The organism is Pontibacter sp. Tf4, assembly GCF_014212495.1.
Lineage (GTDB): Bacteria > Bacteroidota > Bacteroidia > Cytophagales > Hymenobacteraceae > Pontibacter.
The window spans coordinates 93,888-109,138 of sequence record NZ_JACKZC010000010.1; the positions used below are offsets into that span (position 1 = coordinate 93,888).

Consider the following 15,251-nt stretch of genomic DNA (forward strand, 5'->3'; position numbering starts at 1 on the left):
ACTACACCTATCGTTTAAAACTATAGGTAGACTGCCTGCCATTATTATGCGTACTGCTATAAGTGTAGGTATGACGATCAATTTTAACTAATCTTATGATGGAAGAGCAGCACAACGATAACGGGCAGGGCCATATACGTTTACTTGTTTTCTCGGCTTCTTTGAGACAGGATTCACTTAACACCAAACTGGCCAGACTGGCAGCAGAGGTCATCCGCAAAAATGGTGGTACCGTTGACTTTGCCTCGATGGAAACGTTTGATTGCCCAAGCTTTAACCAGGACCTGGAAGTAGACAACTATCATCCGGAGGGCGCAATAGCTTTTCGTGAACGTATCCTGTCAAACGATGCTTTCATCATTGCCTCGCCGGAGTATAACGGCTCCATGCCCGGCATTATCAAGAATGTAATCGACTGGACCTCCCGCTTCCGTCCGCAGCCTTTTAATCAACACCATGCCCTGCTTATGTCTGCCTCTCCGTCTATGGCCGGCGGTAACCGCGGACTTTGGTCCCTCCGGATCCCATTAGAGCACTTGGGTACCAGGGTGTACCCGGATATGTTCTCGCTGGCGACAGCCCACCAGGCATTCGACTCAGAAGGAAAACTGAAAGATGAAACCCTGGCAAAACGCTTTGAAGACAACCTGGTCGGGTTTATGAACCAGGTAGAAGCATCCAAACACTATCCATGCATCAAAAAAGCGTGGGTGGAATTCCTGGGCGAAAAAGCAGACAAAGAAACAGAGCGGGTGGAATAACCTATCAGACTTACCCGGAACTATAGCCAGAACCCTGCACATCTTTCCTGTACTGTTCTTCCTGACTTCACCTGAAGTTACAGGTCATTTCTGTATTCCTCATATTCAGCTATAGTTCACCAACTATAGTTTTGTGGCTTTAAAGTGCTGCATTAATTCCTTTCCACTTATCTCATCTATAGTTACAAACAACTGCGGCCATCTGCTAACCTGCGGTAAGGTAAAATACGGCTATAGTAACACTACACCCTGTAGTAAAAAGCATTGTTAAGAAAAAAGGAAAGCTGCATATAAGGGAACAATTTTAAACTTAATTTTGCTACCTATAAAAAATTGTAACTTACTGCATTTAAGCAACCGTCGGGAATCGCTTTGGTTCCTGTTTTAACCCTGAACCGGCTTATGCAAGAATTATACACCGTATGCTAACAATCCAGAAGCTGTTAAGTGCTGCAAAGGAAAATCAGCGCGTATTTGTCGGAATCACATCTGGGTTGTTCCTCTTTTTTGCACTCATTTTCGGCATTTCCTATAACCTGAAGCGAGAGTCCGAAATATCACGGTGGGTACTTCAGGCTCAGGAAGAAATTTACCAGATCGAGAAAACCATCTCGCTGATGAAAGACTACGAGACCAGTTCCCGTGGTTACCTGCTCACCGGACAGGATTCCTATGAAAAACCCCTAAAAGATGCTGCCAGCCACCTGGATGTTGTGATACAGGAATTAGAGCAGATGGCTGCTGACAATGAGATCCAGAAAAAAAACCTCGACTCCCTGGTTTTTTACCTGAGAAAAAAGGCTGCATTTTCGACAAAGATCATAGAGATTAAGCGCCGGCAGGGACACGAAGCGGCCATGCAGATCTTCAGGACCGATATTGGCATGAAGTACATGGATAAGATCAGGCATCATGCTGATATTATGCACGCACATGCCAGAGCCGAGTTAGCCCAGCAAAAAAAGGAAAGCAAAGTAGCAGTGCGCATGACTAACCGTTTTTTAACGGTAGGAGTCATCTTTTTCGGCATATTGCTCCTATACGCCATCTGGAAAAGCCTGCAACAGGAAAAGGAAAAACGGTTTGCCGCCATCCAGCGGAAAGCAGCAGAGGAAAAACTGAAAGAGTCGGAAAAAAACATGCAGGCCATTCTGAGCAGTTCGCAGGAAGCTATCTATTTACTGGATCTGAACTATAGAGTGGTATTGCTGAACGACCACAGCCATAGTATTATACAGCAGGCCTACGGTGTAGATTGTAAACCGGGAGATGATTTCCGTATGCTGTTTGATGATGATCAATTAGAAAAGATCGCAATAATTTATAACCAGGTACTTGAGGGCAAGAAGATAGATGTAGAAAGAACTTTCCCGTTAGCTGACGGAGAAGCCTATTACGTTTCTACCTACTTCCCGGTAAGAGACACCGACGGTACCATTATCGGTGTCTGCTGTGCCTCCAAAAACATTACCCAGCGCAAGCTCAGCGAAGAAGCTGTCCGAATTGCAAACGCCGAGAAAGAAGAATATCAGTCGCGTTTCAAGGCCATTCTGGACTGCTCTCCGCAGCCAGTTCTGATCAAAGACACCGAGGGCCAGCACATTTTCTCCAACAAGGCATTCCATCAGCTTTTTGATTTGGGAGAGAGCGAGGAGCCAAACTATAGTTTACAGGCCGTTTTAGATGATACAATGGTGTTGGCTGAAGTTGAGGCTACATACGATGCCAACGGTAACAGCAAACCGAGCTCGAAAGCATGGCAGCAGCAGGTGGTATTGCACAACGGCCAGGTACTGGAAATGGAGATTGTAAAGTTCCCGCTTTACGACCGCCAGCAGCAACTGTTCGGGGTTTGTACGCTTTTCAAGGATATAACCGAGCAGATAAAGCACCAGCAGCAGTTGGTGGAAGCCCGCGAAAATGCCGAGCAGGCCGAACGCTTGCAGGAGCAGTTTTTGGCCAACATGAGCCACGAACTCCGCACTCCTATGAACGGCATCATCGGCATGGTAAACCTGCTCTTAACTTCATCATCCTTACAACCCGACCAGAAAGGACGCCTCCAGGTTATCAAACATTCTTCCGATACTTTACTTAACCTGATTAACGACATTCTGGATCTTTCTAAAATAAAAGCAGGCATGCTGACGATAGAAAAACTGACATTTGATTTTAATGACACCATCGCGGGTACTGCTATGCTGTTTCGCGAAAGAGCCCGCGAGAAAGGCATCAAACTGGCCGTATCTGCAGATCCGTTCATTCCACGGTTCCTGACCGGCGACCCGCACCGCTTAAACCAGATCCTGAATAACCTGCTGAGTAATGCAGTAAAGTTTACAGAGAAAGGCTTTGTGCGCCTGGAAGCTACGCTGCTTAGCGAGACCGAAGACCAGGCTATAGTTGAGTTTACAGTCAGCGATTCGGGTATTGGCATTGACACCAGCAAGTTGGAAACGATCTTCGATAATTTTACCCAGGAGTCGACTGATATTTCGAGTAAGTATGGCGGTACAGGTCTTGGGCTTGCCATTACCAAAAGACTGATCGAGTTGCAGGGCGGCGAGATTACGGTTGAAAGTGTAAAAGACAAAGGCACAACCTTTACCTTCACGATAAACTATGGCATTGCCCACGATACCAGCAATGTAGTAGTAACCAACAACCAGGCAGCCACAGCATTTGTAAAGAAAAACTATAGCGGAAAACGCGCGCTGATTGTGGAGGACAATGAGATCAACCAGGCGGTACTTACCTCTTCCCTGAACCAGTATAAAATGGAATCGGTTGTTGCTAACAATGGCCAGGAAGCCGTGGATCTGCTACAAGCCGGCGAGCGTTTCGACATCATTTTTATGGACCTGCGCATGCCGGTCATGAATGGTTTCCAGGCAACTGCTTACATCCGCCAGACACTGCAAAACCAGACTCCTATAGTTGTGCTTACGGCCAGTGTACTGCGTAACGAGCGCGACCGCTGCCTTGAGATCGGCGCTTCGGACTACATGGCCAAACCTTTCTCTATCAACGACCTGGCAAAGACCCTGGAGCGCTTTATATCGGAACAAACCGAACCTGCAACTATAGCTACTCCTGTTGAAACTATAGCAGGCAGCCCGGCTGAAAAACCTTATAGTATCGCCAGTTTACTGCAGCTAAAAAATCCTGATTTTATTAAAAAGATTCTGGCCCTTTTCACAAGTAATCTGCCGGAATACCTGCAGGAGCTGAAAGACCTGGCAAGCGCCAACCATAAGACAGAATTCTTAGAGAAAGCGCATAAAATAAAGGGCAGCCTTTCGGCCATCCAGATAAATGAACTTTACCAGCTGATACTTTTGATGGAAGAAGAAGCTCCGGAGCAGGAAAACCTTGCTGTTTTTGAGCCGCAGATTGACAGGTGCCTTGCGCTTTGCACGGCGCTTATGCCAGCCATTACCACAGAAGTAGAAGCACACCTTTCCCTAACAGAAACAGACGCCTAAGTACCATGAAGATTTTAATTGCAGAAGACGAGCCGATTACCCTTGCCACCATGGAATTTCGCCTGGTGAAAGACGGGCACGAAGTGATCAGCGCAGAAAATGGCCAGGATGCACTTGCCAAGCTAACAGAAGTTACGCCGGACCTGGTAATTACCGATATCATGATGCCTTTTGCGTCGGGCCTGGAAGTGCTGAGTGCTGTAAAGAAGCTGAATGCAAACATTCCGGTGATCGTGCTATCGGCCATGGGCCAGGAAAACGTGGTGCTGGAAGCCTTTACGTTAGGTGCTGACGATTATATTACAAAACCCTTCAGCCCGAACGAACTGGCCTTGCGTGTAAAGCGGTTCTCGCTGCGGACTTCTTAAACTATAGTTAGTAAAACAAGTGACTTCAACCCTCTCTACAGCACTTCAGCAGTTAGCGCGCTTTACCAGCATCGAGTTGTTTTTTATAGCTATTAGTGTGCTCGCCACAATCATTATTGCCCTGATCGGCGCCATGCTGTACATTATGCTGGCAAAAAAGAACATCGCCAACCGGCAGGCGCAACTACAGCAACAGTTTAAATACTGGCTGGTAAGCATCATTCTGCAGGACGCCGACCAGCAGCAACGCTTTGAGATACCGGATGACATTAAGCCACTGGTGCACCGACGCTTTGCAAGAAAAGCCTTATTAGCCGAATTGGTCCGACTGAAAAATGACCTGAGCGGACAGTCGGGCGACAACCTGATAAAACTGTACAACGAGCTGCGGTTAGACAGGCTGTCGGCGTATGATATGCGCAATGGCAGGTGGTTTGTAAAGGCCAAAGGCATACAGGAACTGGCCGTAATGGAACAGACAGCCTACCTGAATGAGATCTATCCGTTAGCCAACCATCGTCACCCGATGGTACGCATGGAAGCACAGATTGCCCTGGTTTATCTGCAGCAATACGATGGCCTGTCCTTCTTCGAAAATCTGAAGTACCCGCTTACCGAATGGCACCAGATCAAGCTGCTCCAGTTGCTGGCAAACCATCCTATTCCTTCCGAAACTATAGTTACCAGCTGGCTCAACTCAACTAACCCAAGTGTGGTGCAGTTCACGCTTAAGCTCATTGCCGAGCAGCATGCCACGCAGTTCCAGAACGAAGTAATTGCCTGCTTAAGCCACCCGGACGATGCCGTGCGCAGACAGGCCATTGGGTGCTTAGGCGAAATACCATCTGCTCCGGCTGCCAATGCCTTGCGCGCGCGTTACACTAACGAAAGCAGCAAAGTACTACAGCTAACTATACTTTCAGGCTTGATGAAAACAGGAACTGCAGGCGAGCTGCCTTTTCTGCAGGAACTACAATTAGCACAGGACGAAAGCGTACGGCTGGCTGCCCTAAAAACCATACAGCACCTGCAACAGCAAGCGTAAACAAACTATAGCTCAAACTTTTAGCCAACCCAAATACCGAATTACTGCATGGCCTTTTTATACAATCTGTTTCACTATGGACTACTGGTGTATGCCGTTTCCATGTTGAGCTGTTACATTTTTCTGGGGACACTTGCTATAGTCGAAGCTGTTAAATACCTCCGCCGCAGTCGCCTTACCAACTATAACCTGCTCGCGTCCTCTCCCTTTGCACCCTCGGTAAGTATACTTGCTCCGGCTTATAACGAAGGCGCCAACATCATCGAAAACGTGCGCTCGCTGCTCAGCATCTACTACAACAACCTGGAGCTAATCGTGATAAACGATGGCAGCAAAGACGACTCGATGGCGAAGTTGATTCAGGCCTATCAACTGGAGCCGGTACAGCTAAACTACCACCAGCAGCTGGCTACCAAGAAAGTAAAAGCTGTTTATAAAAGTACCAACCCGGTTTACAGCAAACTTCTGGTTATAGATAAGGAGAATGGCGGCAAGGCTGATGCGCTTAACTCGGGCATAAACCTGGCTACCAACCAGTATCTGGTTTGCATTGACGTGGATTGTATTCTGGAGCAGGATGCCCTACTGAAGCTTGTGAAGCCGTTTATGGATCAGACGGATAAAAAGGTGATTGCCACAGGCGGTGTAGTTCGGATTGCGAATTCCTGTGTGTTTAAAAACGGGAAACTGATTGATGTTAACCTGCCGAAAGATTTCCTGCCACGCGTGCAGGCACTGGAGTACATCCGGGCGTTTTTACTTGGCCGTATGGCCTGGAGCAACCTGAATGGTTTGCTGTTGATTTCCGGTGCGTTTGGCGCGTTTGACAGGCAGGTAGCTATAGATGCCGGAGGCTACAACCACAACACTGTGGGCGAAGACATGGAGCTGGTAGTGCGCATGCGCCGTTATATGGCAGACCGCAAAATTCCGTACAAAGTAGCGTTTATCCCGGACCCGCTGTGCTGGACAGAAGCACCGGCCAGTTACCAGATTTTAGGAAGACAACGCAACCGCTGGATGCGCGGAACCATCGAAACGCTGAGCATGCATCGCAAGCTTTTCCTAAACCCGAAGTATGGCGTGCTGGGGATGATGAGCTATCCTTACTGGCTGTTTTACGAACTGCTTGCGCCAATTATAGAGTTTACAGGTTTTGTTATCTTCCTGATTCTCGCGTTTATGGGCTACATCAACTGGCCTTTCTTTGCAGTACTAACAGCCTTTATCCTGATCTTTGGCTGGCTGTTTTCTACGTTCGCGATACTGATGGAAGTGGCTACCTTTAACCAGTACAAAAAGCGCGGCGAACTACGCAAGCTTATCCTTACGGCTATAGTTGAGCCATTCGCTTTTCATCCGTTTGTGGTGTGGTCATCTATAAAAGGCATCTGGGACCTACTACGCAAGAAAAACTCGTGGGGCGAAATGACCCGCCAGGGCTTTAACACTGCACCAACAGAAGCACCTAAAGCTTAAGCAAACTATAGTTTAAAACCGGAACTGGTAAAGTGTGGAAATGTTCAGCTGGTTGCCTTTGGTTTCCGGCAGGTATTCTACGTTTTCGTAATTGCCGTTCAGGGAGAAAATGTGTCGCTTGGCCACTGCAAACCTGTAGCCCCCACCAATCCGGAAGGACTGTAGTTTCTCATTGCTGTTTAACCGCACCGCCTGCGAACGGTCGTCCGGCGAAACGCCCCAGCCAACTATAAGCGAGGCGTAGTTATCAGCGCCTTTCAGATAATAGCGCGTGTTTAAACTATAGGCATTTGCTACGCTGTTATTCCCCTGCGTGAGGTAGGTTCTGCCATTGACCCAGAAATTCTGAATATACTTGCCCACCGAAAAAGTATATGCCCAGATCGACTCATCGAAGCGCAAAAACCTCGCTCCTGCTTCCACTTCCCAGGCTTTCGGCAGATTGGCATACAACGACAAGCCCGCTCTTACTTTCGGGAAAATTGGCAGATCAGCTGAATAGGCAAAACTGGTGTAAGTGTAGAATGTTCTGGAAAGCCTAGGATAAGCGTCTGCTTCAAACTGCCAGCCTTTAGACGCAAACCTGTTTGCATAGTTTACACGTCCGGTTATAGGGCCTATTTTGGTTTGCCTTCCATAACTGATACCCGCCAGGTGCCAGGCATCCGCAAACTGCTCGTCAAAATGGGTATAGTCGTAGGTTAGTTCTATGCGGTTTTCATAACTATACTCGCGTAATTGGCTGGTTAAGGCAAGCAACTGGTCATTATTAGGGTCGCCTGCCAAAAGGCTGTCAGCCAGACGATAGGCTTGCTTATAGTTGGCCTTACCTGCCAGCACCGTAGCTTTCCGGGTTAAAAGTCCGCGCGACTGCGGATGTTGCGTTAACCCGGCAGCAAGATAATGAAGCGCTTCGTCGTATTGTTTCTCAAAGTACAGCACATCCGCTAAAGCCTGCGTTGCATCTTCGTAAGCGGGCATCTGCTCATACGCCTTTTTCAGTTCAACTATAGCCGAGTCTGCAGCACCATTCCAGTAATACAGCCGGCCTAACAAGATACGGGCATCTATGTACTCCGGGTCCTGCTGCAAAACCTGTTTGCAAAGTTGTATTGCCTGGCTATAGTTTTTCTGCTCAAAAGCAATTTCCCGGGCTTTCTGAAAATCAGTTTCCGTGGAAGATTGCGCAAAAGTTAAGAATGGAAACCAGCCGGTTAAGACTAAAAAAGTAAGTGTAAAGAGAAGTGCTTTCAAGGTGATACAACCAGAAGATGAAGAAAAAGCCAACGTAAGGTCAAATTTAATACTTCGAAGGTAAAACATTTTCCGAACTCAAATGACATTTTATAAGCAGTTCCTATAAAAGCGGTTACCCGCACCTGGGTTACACATGCGCCATGCAAATAGTTACTGTTTCAACATCCCTGAATCAAACTATAGTTACCCTGATAAAAAGCATTATCAGAAGGTAGGAAGCTGCAACTCCATAGATTATAAAAATTCTAAATTCATATTTCTGTTTGGTATTGAGAACATTAGAACTTACTTTAAGAGTCTGGAAACTGTATCTATAGCTTATTCAGCCTGTATCTGCAGCTTTTGTCCAGCTTTTAATTACTAAAGTTTAAAATATAGCATCACCTTTACCGCGTGGATACCGAACTCTGGGATAAAATAAGACAGAGCGATAAAGCAGCCTTCATGGTACTGTATCAAAATCAGTATCAGCAGCTTTATGCCTTTGGCTGCCGTGTGCACGCAGACCGTGAGGTAGTAAAAGACTGCATTCACGAAATGTTCTGTGAAATATGGAACGGCCGTCACCGGGTGCAATCGGTGTCCAACAGCCGCTCTTACCTGTTCACTTACCTGAAACGGAAGATCCTGAAAGAAGTGCAGCGCGTGAAGTTAAGCGACCAGTTGCCAGAAGACCTCAACTATACGGGCGATGACTTGCAGGAAGCTTCGTATGAAGACATCCTGGTAAAACTGCAGACCGATGAAGCCACCCGAATAAAACTGCAGCAGGTGCTTTCAAAGCTTTCCCAGTCCCAGCTGGAGATCATCCGGATGAAGTTTTACGAAGAGCTCAGCTTTGAGCAGATCGCATCAATTCTCAATATAGAGACACGCACGGTTTACAACCACATCTACGAAGCACTGAAGCGCTTGCGCCAGCACATGAAGGTACTGATTCCCTTTCTGTTGGCTGCAAATGACGTTTTAAAAATTATTTCAGAAAAAGTCTGGTAAATAGCCCACGAATCCGACACTGCTCTCAAAAGGCACTCTACCTCGGATCAAATGGACTACACCTTATACAAAGCGGAAGACTTTGCTGCAGATGAATCGTTTATCAGCTATCGCTTAAGAACTGATAAAACGGCCATCGACTTTTGGGAAAACTGGATCAGTCGTCATCCCGAGATGATAGACGAAGTGATGACTGCCGAGCACCTGGTTGACCTGCTTCATATCCGATTGCCACAGGAAGAGTTTGAAGCCGAATTCAATCGTCTGCAGGATTTCATTCAGTCGGACGTTGCTACCACGCAAACCCGGTTACAGCAATACAGAGCAGGAAAACCTGCCCGTCGTAACATAAGACGCTGGGCTGTGATAGCGTTTGCCTGTGCATCGGCCTTTCTGATCGTTATCTTACGCAAGCCAGCCGACAAAGCCCCTGTTGCAAACCCAACCGAATGGGTAACCACCTACAATCCTCCCGGCCAGCGCAGTACTATACAACTAACAGATGGCTCTACTATCATCTTAAATGCCAACAGTACCCTGACCTACCCGAAAGCCTTCAGAGGAGAGACTCGTGAGGTAAAACTGGAAGGGGAAGCTTTTTTTGAGATCGCCAGGAACCCACAGCAGCCCTTTATAGTGCGGGCGGATAAACTGACAACCACTGTGCTTGGCACCAAATTCAATATCAGGTTTACACCGGGCAAGGATAAAATAGAAGTTGCGCTGGTAGAAGGCAGCATTAAAGTGGGAGCAGATGATCTGCAGCAGGAGGTCATTTTAAAACCAAATCAACAGATAACCTACTCCGAAACCGACAAAACGCTTACCACAACCGCCTTTAATGCCGGGGAGCTGTTAGGCTGGACAAACGGTACCCTGTCGTTCCACAACGCTTCCTTTAAAGAAGTGTCTGACAAGCTGTATCAGAACTATGGCATTACCCTCCTTAACGAGAGCCCTAATAAGCAGTGGAGCTACAGCGGAAGATTTGAAAACAAGAATTACTTAGCGGTTATAAAAAGCATTTGCTATGCAAAGCGCCTTTCTTATACCATTCAGCAGGATACAGTTATTATAAGATAGATTATGGTACATCTCACCAGCCTTAAACCTTTTGTTACGCGTTTTTACCTGTTGCTGCTGGCCTGCCTGCTGCTGGTTCTCTCCTGCCCTGTTGCCTACGCACAACAATCCACCGACTGGAAAAAGATCAATGTCAGTGTGCAGGCAACCGGGCAACCTATCCGCCAGGTGTTAAATACTATTGAAAAACAGATCAGCATGAACTTCAGCTACGATGCCGCTGAGGTAGACCTGGATCAGAAAATAACCATCACGTTTAAGGGCAGCCTTTACAATGCTTTCCGGGAAATCGGCACACTGGCAAGCCTGGATTTCCTGCAGAACGGCAACACCATTACCATCCGGAAAAGAAAGACTACCCTGAATGTGGCGGATGCAAGGGTCATAAACGGGAAAGTAGTTGACAAGGAAGACAACACGCCGCTGCCAGGCGTTATGGTGGTTGTTAAAGGAACAACCAAAGCTACTTCCACTGACCTGAACGGGGAATTCTCTTTCAGGTTGGTAAAAGAGAACATACCTGCCACCGTGCTGGAGTTCCGGTTTATGGGCATGCGCACGCAGGAAGTGGTGATCGGCAACCAAAGCCGCTTTGAAGTTGCCCTGGAACAGAATGCCCACTCGTTGCAGGAAGTGGTGGTAACCAGCTCTTACGAAGGCGAAAAGCGACGCGAGGAAGTAGTGGGCAGTATCAGCCAGCTTTCGTCAAGGGAACTACAGGTTGACAGACCGATAGAGAGCTTTGATAAAATGATGCAGGGCCTTATTGCCGGTGTGCATGTAGAAACATCTACGGAACCGAACAAACCGGTTAAAGTGAACATCCGCGGCCAGAACTCTTTTACCAGTTTCGGTGGAAAAAGGAATACTTCCACACAACCTTTATATGTTGTGGATGGTGTGCCTATGTATGAGCAGCAGCGGGGCGATGAGAGCCTTGTCTTCAGCGATGAGAATTACCTTAACCCTTTATCTAATATCAACCCGCAGGATATCCAGTCGATCTCCGTGCTGAAAGACGCTTCCGCTTCCGCCATCTATGGTGCTGATGCGGCAAATGGTGTGATCATCATTACAACTAAAGCAGGCAAAAGTGGCAAACCAAAGATAAACTTCGATTATTCGACCGGTGTTTCCACGTTCATCAACGAGTTTAAATATCTGAGCGGCCCGCAGTATTATGAGCTTCTGCGCGAAACGTACATTAACAATAAACTTCCTGTTAAAACAGCCGAAACTCTGGCTGGCAGCAAAACTATAGACACAGACTGGTTTGATCTGCTGAACCGCAATGGCAGCTACCAGAATGCAAACTTCAGCTTAAGCGGCGGCAGCGAAACAACCACCTACCGCTTCTCAGCCGGCTACATGAATCAGCAGTCGAGCGCAAAAGGAAATGAGCTAAGCAAAATGTTCGTTAACCTGCGCCTGAACCATAAGCTATCCGATAAGTTAGAGTTTGGTGTGAAACTGAGCCCTACCCTAACCCGCCAGTCCGGTGTGAATAGTTTCGGTGGCATTATTTTACCGCCAAATATTGCGGCCTACGACGAAAACGGCAATCCCAATGAGCTGCCGAACTTTAAAGTAGCCAACCCGGTTGCTGTGCAGGAACAGAACGAAGACTTCCATGAAGGGATCTCGTTAACCGGCTCTGCAAACCTGAACTATAAAGTAACACCGGCACTCAGCTTTTCGGGTACGGTCGGTACCGATTATTATGACAAGAAGGAAACGCAGTTCCGGTCGGCACGCAATGCTACGGGGCGTAACCTGAACGGTGCGCTGCGCATTTACGACAGAAAGAACCTGGGCTGGATCGCGTTTATGCAGGGGATGTACGATAAAACATTTCTGGACAAGCATAGTGTTAACATAATTGCCGGTACGCAGGTACAGGACCAGGAAACTAACCTGCTTTATGGGTATGGGTCCGGCTTTACCTACGACCGGATGCGTGAGCTAAGCCAGGCGCAGAATGAGCAGTCCGGTTCCTCCAAGAACGCAAAGGCCACTTTATCTTACTACGCACAAGCGGGTTATGACCTCAATAAGAAGTATTTCCTGAACGTAAATGCACGGGCTGACAAATCATCGGTGTTTGGCGGCGACAAACAGGTTGCCTTAAATGGTTCGATTGGCCTGGGCTGGATTGTGACCAAAGAAAGCTTTTTACAACCGAATGCCATCCTGAACCATATGCGCCTCCGGGCCAGCTATGGCTCAACGGGTAATTCACGCATCGGTACGTATGCAGCACGTGGTCTTTATGCATTTACCGGCACTTCTAACTATGATGGTAACACCGGTTCTGTGCCGGATGGATCTGCTGCCCCAAACCCGGACCTGGGCTGGGAAAAAAGTATCAAGCTTAATGTTGGCATGGATGTCTCCCTTTTCAACCGTATCGATATCACCGCTGAAGTTTACCAGAATACCATAAAAGATTTGATCACGTCGGTTGAAGTACCGAATGAAATAGGCTTTGAGACCGTATCGGCCAATACCGGCACCATGCAGAACCGTGGGTTTGAGCTTACCATCAACAGCACCAACGTACAGAAGCAGGACATGTACTGGACCAGCAGCTTTAACCTTGGTTTGAACCGCAATAAAATTACGGCCCTTAACAATGGCTTGCTAAGCCAATACTCTGCTGCTACCAGTGCTTCTGTTAACCGGGTAGGCATCAGTACAGGCAGCATCTGGGGTTATGAATGGGGAGGCGTGGACCCGGCCACAGGGGAAGAATGGTTTTATGACAAACACGGAAACAGGCTGAGCGCAAGAGAAATAAATGCACTTCCTATTTCAGAGGGTAAGGTGATTGGTGACCGGCTTCCGCTGTTTGAAGGCGGCCTGGTAAACACCCTGAACTACAAAGCACTGACCTTCAGCTTTAACATCATTTACTCCTACGGTGCCAGTTTCCTGGCCGATTATACTGTTCAGTCGGACGGACGGAATCTGGACCACCGCAACCAGAGCATCAACCTGCTTGACAGATGGCAGCAACCCGGCGACATGACCAATGTACCAAAGCTTTACTTTCCACGACCTATGTCTATAGTTAGCAACTCGTCACGGTATGTGCATGACCTTACCCACATCAAGCTATCCAATGTTTCGCTGACCTACCAGTTACCGGAACCGATGACGCGATTCCTGCACCTGGAGAACCTGTCGGTGTTTACCAATGCATCCAACCTGCTTTACTGGTACCGGGAAAAAAGCCCGGAAGGCAGAAACGGAATAGCAGAAACAAGATTTATTTACCCCGAAATGATGACCGTAACCGGAGGAATCAGGCTCGGATTTTAATTGCAGCAACATGTTTAAACGAAAATATATCATCACTTTTTGCCTGCCTCTCACCCTGCTTGCGGTTACCGGCTGTGAGAGCATCCTCGATAAAGAGCCTACCGACCGACTTTCGGTGGAAGAGACGTTTAAGGACCTGGATGGCGTGAAGACCGCGCTGGCAGGTGCGTATGGCTCCCTGATGGAAATTGAGACCTACAACGCCCGGCTCATGCTTTACCCCGATGTAGCAGCCGGTAACAGCCATTACATCAACCGCCAGACCGATTTCCTGTACGAGGAATATAATTTCAGCCAGTCGGCGCAGGAAGGAACAATGCAGGAATCCTATGTTTCCCTGTATAGTACCCTGAACAACGTCAACAACATAATCAGGTATACTCCTACTACCCTTTACGCGACCGAAAAGAACAAGAACAGGGTATTGGGCGAAGCCAGTACGCTCCGTGCACTGATTCATTTCGAACTGGTACGCCTGTATGCCAGGCCTTATGCCCACACAGCAGATGCCAGCCACCCGGGTATAGTTTTGAGCCTGAAAAACAGGTCGTATGCTGATCCGCTTCCGGAACGGGCTACGGTAGCCGAAACCTACGCAGCCATTGAGGAAGATCTTTTAAACGCCATCGCATTTTTTGGCAACAGCAATGCAGTTTTCAAGGGCAGTAGCCAGTATTATTTCAATGCCAGTTCAGCAAAGGCGCTGCTTGCAAAAGTATACCTGTACAAAGGCGACTGGAACAAGGCCTATACCTATGCCAATGAAGTGATCAGCAGCAACCAGTACCAGTTACTGCCAAACAGTACGTATGCGGCCAGTTGGGATGCTAAAAATCCGAGCTCAGAATCGGTATTTGAACTGGCAATCGGTCCAGAGTTTTCGGGTACCAGCCTGGGCAGCTATTATGATGTACTGGATAGCAGGCTCACCTTTGCAGCAACCAATGACCTGCTATCGCTTTACTCTGAAACAGATGTGCGGGGTGTAAAAAGCCTGTTTAACAGCAAAGACATAAACGGAACGCCCCATTACTTCACCAGAAAGTACGGCAAAGGCGGCGTGAACGCTACGAACGTAAAACTGCTTCGCCTCTCTGAGATGTATTTGATACGGGCAGAAGCGGCAGCGGAATTGAACAACCTGACACAGGCCAACCAGGACCTTAACCTTATCAGACTGCGGGCCGATACAGCAGCCGCAGAACTTGAGATAACCGATAAGCCTGCCCTACTGGATGCTATTTTACTGGAGCGCCGCAAGGAACTTGCCTTTGAAGGAAACTTACACTTCGACCTTATGCGCCGCAAGCAGGGCATCAGCAGAACAGATTGCAGAGCACAGGTTTGCAGCCTGCCTTATGAGGATGACAGGCTCGTGCTTCCCTTACCAAAGAGTACGACCGATGTTAACCCGAAGCTTAAACAAAACCCCGGATATTAATTCACTTAACCTTAT

Annotated in this window: 10 protein-coding genes; 9 read left to right on the top strand and 1 reads right to left on the bottom strand. The window is 47.8% G+C overall.

Annotated features, from left to right (window positions below; translation table 11 throughout):
- Nucleotides 1-95 precede the first annotated feature (95 nt).
- The 5 genes from H7F15_RS16455 to H7F15_RS16475 all read left to right on the top strand — a co-directional run bounded on the left by H7F15_RS16455 (nt 96) and on the right by H7F15_RS16475 (nt 7,138).
- Nucleotides 96-761, top strand: coding sequence for an NADPH-dependent FMN reductase (locus H7F15_RS16455; RefSeq protein WP_255481291.1), 666 nt, complete (start codon nt 96-98; stop codon nt 759-761).
- A 422-nt stretch (nt 762-1,183) separates the two neighbouring features.
- Nucleotides 1,184-4,246: an ATP-binding protein gene (locus H7F15_RS16460; RefSeq protein ID WP_185198089.1), complete on the top strand. Its 3,063-nt coding sequence runs from the start codon at nt 1,184-1,186 to the stop codon at nt 4,244-4,246.
- A 5-nt stretch (nt 4,247-4,251) separates the two neighbouring features.
- Nucleotides 4,252-4,614: a response regulator transcription factor gene (locus H7F15_RS16465; RefSeq protein WP_185198090.1), complete on the top strand. Its 363-nt coding sequence runs from the start codon at nt 4,252-4,254 to the stop codon at nt 4,612-4,614.
- A gap of 19 nt (nt 4,615-4,633) precedes the next feature.
- On the top strand, nt 4,634-5,659 hold the full coding sequence (locus tag H7F15_RS19685; RefSeq protein ID WP_185198091.1) for a HEAT repeat domain-containing protein: 1,026 nt from the start codon (nt 4,634-4,636) through the stop codon (nt 5,657-5,659).
- Between the two features lie 48 nt (nt 5,660-5,707).
- Complete coding sequence (locus H7F15_RS16475; protein WP_185198092.1) at nt 5,708-7,138, top strand: glycosyltransferase family 2 protein; 1,431 nt, start codon at nt 5,708-5,710, stop codon at nt 7,136-7,138.
- 12 nt (nt 7,139-7,150) lie between these two features.
- Here H7F15_RS16475 and H7F15_RS16480 read toward each other — a convergent pair whose 3' ends face one another.
- Nucleotides 7,151-8,392 (bottom strand): YaiO family outer membrane beta-barrel protein, encoded by a 1,242-nt coding sequence (locus tag H7F15_RS16480; RefSeq protein ID WP_185198093.1) that lies wholly within the window; start codon nt 8,390-8,392, stop codon nt 7,151-7,153.
- A 396-nt stretch (nt 8,393-8,788) separates the two neighbouring features.
- Between H7F15_RS16480 and H7F15_RS16485 the strand changes: the two genes are divergently transcribed.
- Genes H7F15_RS16485 through H7F15_RS16500 form a run of 4 tightly spaced genes read left to right on the top strand, consistent with a single transcriptional unit; the run spans nt 8,789 to nt 15,236 of the window.
- The gene (locus H7F15_RS16485) at nt 8,789-9,391 is read left to right on the top strand and encodes a sigma-70 family RNA polymerase sigma factor (protein WP_185198094.1); all 603 of its coding nucleotides are present in this window, start codon (nt 8,789-8,791) and stop codon (nt 9,389-9,391) included.
- Nucleotides 9,392-9,442: 51 nt separating this feature from the next.
- Nucleotides 9,443-10,474, top strand: a complete 1,032-nt coding sequence (locus tag H7F15_RS16490; RefSeq protein ID WP_185198095.1) for a FecR family protein — start codon at nt 9,443-9,445, stop codon at nt 10,472-10,474.
- A 3-nt stretch (nt 10,475-10,477) separates the two neighbouring features.
- Nucleotides 10,478-13,795 carry a SusC/RagA family TonB-linked outer membrane protein gene (locus H7F15_RS16495; protein ID WP_185198096.1) on the top strand — a complete coding sequence of 1,106 codons (3,318 nt, stop codon included), beginning with the start codon at nt 10,478-10,480 and terminating at the stop codon, nt 13,793-13,795.
- 10 nt (nt 13,796-13,805) lie between these two features.
- Entirely contained in the window at nt 13,806-15,236 is a 1,431-nt protein-coding gene (locus H7F15_RS16500; protein WP_185198097.1) for a RagB/SusD family nutrient uptake outer membrane protein, read from the top strand.
- Nucleotides 15,237-15,251: the final 15 nt, after the last annotated feature.